General features: G+C 61.2%; 4 protein-coding genes and 1 pseudogene. 4 read left to right on the plus strand and 1 reads right to left on the minus strand.

Annotated elements, in window-relative coordinates:
* Positions 1-168: pseudogene (locus AC1D1P_RS19110) on the plus strand (HPr(Ser) kinase/phosphatase); the annotation flags it as partial.
* Between the two features lie 201 nt (positions 169-369).
* On the opposite strand, the gene fur reads toward AC1D1P_RS19110, so the two are convergent.
* Positions 370-822: a ferric iron uptake transcriptional regulator gene (fur, locus tag AC1D1P_RS19115; protein WP_457281494.1), complete on the minus strand. Its 453-nt coding sequence runs from the start codon at positions 820-822 to the stop codon at positions 370-372.
* Positions 823-949: 127 nt separating this feature from the next.
* Here fur and AC1D1P_RS19120 point away from each other — a divergent pair, with 127 nt between their 5' ends.
* The 3 genes from AC1D1P_RS19120 to AC1D1P_RS19130 are packed head-to-tail and all read left to right on the plus strand — an operon-like array spanning position 950 to position 3,046.
* Complete coding sequence (locus AC1D1P_RS19120; RefSeq protein WP_477668777.1) at positions 950-1,525, plus strand: outer membrane protein assembly factor BamE; 576 nt, start codon at positions 950-952, stop codon at positions 1,523-1,525.
* 14 nt (positions 1,526-1,539) lie between these two features.
* Positions 1,540-2,364, plus strand: a complete 825-nt coding sequence (gene dapB / locus AC1D1P_RS19125; RefSeq protein WP_477674060.1) for a 4-hydroxy-tetrahydrodipicolinate reductase — start codon at positions 1,540-1,542, stop codon at positions 2,362-2,364.
* A gap of 40 nt (positions 2,365-2,404) precedes the next feature.
* Positions 2,405-3,046 (plus strand): MotA/TolQ/ExbB proton channel family protein, encoded by a 642-nt coding sequence (locus AC1D1P_RS19130; protein ID WP_477668775.1) that lies wholly within the window; start codon positions 2,405-2,407, stop codon positions 3,044-3,046.
* The last annotated feature ends 31 nt before the right edge of the window (positions 3,047-3,077 follow it).

Genomic DNA, 3,077 nt, shown 5'->3' on the forward strand with positions numbered 1-3,077 from the left:
GTGCTGGGCATCCCGGTGCGCAAGGTCATCATCCAGGTGGAAGCCGGCCGCAATATCGCCGTGCTGGTCGAGGCCGCCGTGCGCAATGCGATCTTGCAGCTGCGCGGCATCAATACCTACCAGGATTTCGTGGAGCGGCACCGCCGCGCCATGGAACAAGACGATTAGAAGGCGCGAATAAACCTACTGCGCAACCCGATCTTGCACCTGCGGTCCTCGCCGTACGCAAGTACGGCTCCGGTCCTCGATGCAACCTCGGGCTGCTCGCTACGGTTTCTTCACACCTTCTGCGCCGCAGTTTTACTTGCTATTGAATCAATAGCTGCTTGCGCTTGTMYATAAAGGGCTGCAGGCCATTTCTGCTAAAAATTAAGCGTGATGGTGCCGTACCGGTGCGCCGTTGCGGTTGGGGCACTTGTCTTTGGTGCAGTTAGCGTAGATCGACAGTGAATGATCGGCAATGGTGAAGCCCTTGGCTTTGGCGACGGCATTCTGGCGTTTTTCAATCTCGGCGTCGTAGAACTCCTCGACCTTGCCGCAATCGAGGCAGACCAGGTGGTCGTGGTGCTGGCCTTCGTTGATCTCATAGACCGCTTTACCTGATTCGAAATTGCTGCGGTTCAGCAGTCCGGCCTGCTCGAACTGGGTCAGCACCCGGTAGACCGTGGCCAGGCCAATGTCCGAGCGGTCTTCCAGCAGCACCCGGAACACATCTTCGGCTGTCATGTGGCGCTGTTTGCCCGCCTGGAAGATCTCCAGGATTTTCAGGCGTGGCAGGGTTGCCTTGAGGCCGGTGTTTTTCAGTTCGTCGATGTTGCTCATGGGAAAACTCTCTGGGTGAAACCGCTGTGTAAAGCGGTGGTGCGACCCTTCTGGGCAGGTGCCGGCCGGGGGCCCCCAGCCGCTACAATGAACGATCATATCGCTACACCCCCTCACTATGTCAGCCATGCCTGCAAATCATCGTTACAGCGCCAAAACCGCTTTCCTGCTCCTGGCCTGCACGGTGCTGGCGTCCTGCAGCAGCCTGAGCAACATGAGCAGCAGTTCGATCAACCCGGTCAACTGGGTCACGCCCTACAAGGTGGACGTCATTCAGGGCAATTTTGTCTCCAGGGAGCAAGTTGAGCTGCTTCGCCCCGGCATGACGCGTGAACAGGTCAAGGCCATCATGGGAACGCCTCTGATGGCCAGCCTGTTTCATGGCGACCGCTGGGATTACGTCTTTACGCTGAAGCGCCAGGGCGTGGAGCCCCAGTCGTACAAATACACCGTGTTTTTCAAGGGTGACCAGCTGGAGCGCTTTGAAGGCGACGCCATGCCGAGCGAGACCGAATTCATTGCCAAACTGGGCAACCGACGCAAACTGGGCGATGTGCCCGTGCTGGAAGCCACCGAAGAGCAGCTCACCAAGGCTTCCACAAAGGTCAAAGCCAATCCGGCAGCAGCCACTTCGGCGCCCACCAGTGCGCCAGCGGGCTCTCCGTCTGCCTCCTATCCGCCGCTCGAAAGCCCGAAACAGTGAGCGGGGCCGGCTCAATCCAGGCGACCCAGGCCAGACGGCACCGGGTCGCGGTAGCGGGCGCCAGCGGCCGCATGGGCCAGATGCTGATTGAGGCCGTCGGCGCCAGTGCCGACTGCCAGCTGACCGGTGCGCTCGATGTGGCTTCCAGTTCCGCCATCGGCAGTGATGCCGCCGCGTTTTCGGGACGCATGAGCGGCGTTTTGATCAATGCCGATCTTCGGCAGGGCCTGAAAGATTCCGGCGTGCTGATTGATTTCACCCGTCCCGAAGGCACGCTGGCCCATCTGGCGGCTTGCCGCGAGCTGGGCGTCAAGCTGGTGATCGGCACTACCGGATTTTCCGACGCGCAGAAAGCCGAGATAGCCGCTGCGGCCAAAGACATCGCCATCGTCATGGCTCCGAACATGAGCGTAGGCGTCAACGTCACGCTCAAGCTGCTCGAGATGGCGGCTCAGGCCCTTTCTACCGGCTATGACATCGAAATCGTCGAGGCGCACCACCGCCACAAGGTGGATGCCCCGTCCGGCACCGCACTCAAGATGGGTGAAGTGATTGCCGGTGCGCTGGGCCGCGATCTCAAGGATTGCGCCGTCTATGCCCGCGAAGGCGTGACGGGCGAGCGCGACCCGTCGACCATCGGTTTTGCGGCCGTGCGCGGCGGCGACGTGGTGGGTGATCACACTGTGATGTTCTTGGGCACCGGCGAGCGCATCGAAATTTCCCACAAGTCATCCAGCAGGGCCAACTATGCCCAGGGCAGCTTGCGTGCCGCGCGCTACCTCGATTCGCACGCCACCGGCCTTTTTGACATGTTTGACGTGCTGGGTCTGAAAAAATGAATGCGGTGCCGGTCACGGCAGTTTCGGAGGCTTTAACCTGATGGACTTCTTCAGCCTGATGACCCAGGGCGGCATCGTCAGCCAGCTGGTGGCGGCCTTGCTGCTGGCCATGTCGGTCGCGAGTTGGGTCGTGATCCTGTGGAAGGCCTGGCTGCTTCAGCGTGCCGCCAAAGACGTGGCACGCAGCACCGCTGCTTTCTGGCAATCGACCTCTGTAGAACAAGCCCGGGAGAAAGTGGCCGCCTTCGACCGCGAGGCGCTGGTGTTGCCTCTCATTGTTGCCACGGACATCCAGGCCGGCGGTACGCTGGCGTCGGCGGGTGACAAGTCCCAGCAACTTACCCGCGTGTTGCGCGACGCCCTTCATGACATCCTGGACAAGCTGCAGTTCGGCCAGGTGCTGCTGGCTACCGTCGGTTCTACCGCACCCTTTGTGGGGCTGCTGGGTACGGTCTGGGGCATTTACCACGCACTTGTCGGCATCGCTTCAGCCGGCCAGATCACCATCGACAAGGTCTCCGGCCCCGTCGGCGAAGCGCTCATCATGACGGCGGCAGGCCTGGCGGTAGCGATTCCAGCCGTGCTGGCGTACAACATTTTCGGCCGTCGCGTCGGCCGTATCGAGGCCGACCTCGAAGGCTTTGCACGCGATTTGCGCGAGTTACTCGCACATAAGGGCTAGCTAATGGCTTTCGGCCGCCTCGAACGCACCC

Source organism: Polaromonas sp. P1_E1_2 (assembly GCF_056406035.1).

What these genes read in the sequence shown, in the direction of transcription:
- AC1D1P_RS19130 (WP_477668775.1), top strand. Translation starts at nt 2,405, where the DNA reads ATGGACTTCTTCAGCCTGATGACCCAGGGCGGCATCGTCAGCCAGCTG.
- AC1D1P_RS19120 (WP_477668777.1), top strand. Translation starts at nt 950, where the DNA reads ATGCCTGCAAATCATCGTTACAGCGCCAAAACCGCTTTCCTGCTCCTG.
- fur (WP_457281494.1), bottom strand. Translation starts at nt 822, where the DNA reads ATGAGCAACATCGACGAACTGAAAAACACCGGCCTCAAGGCAACCCTG.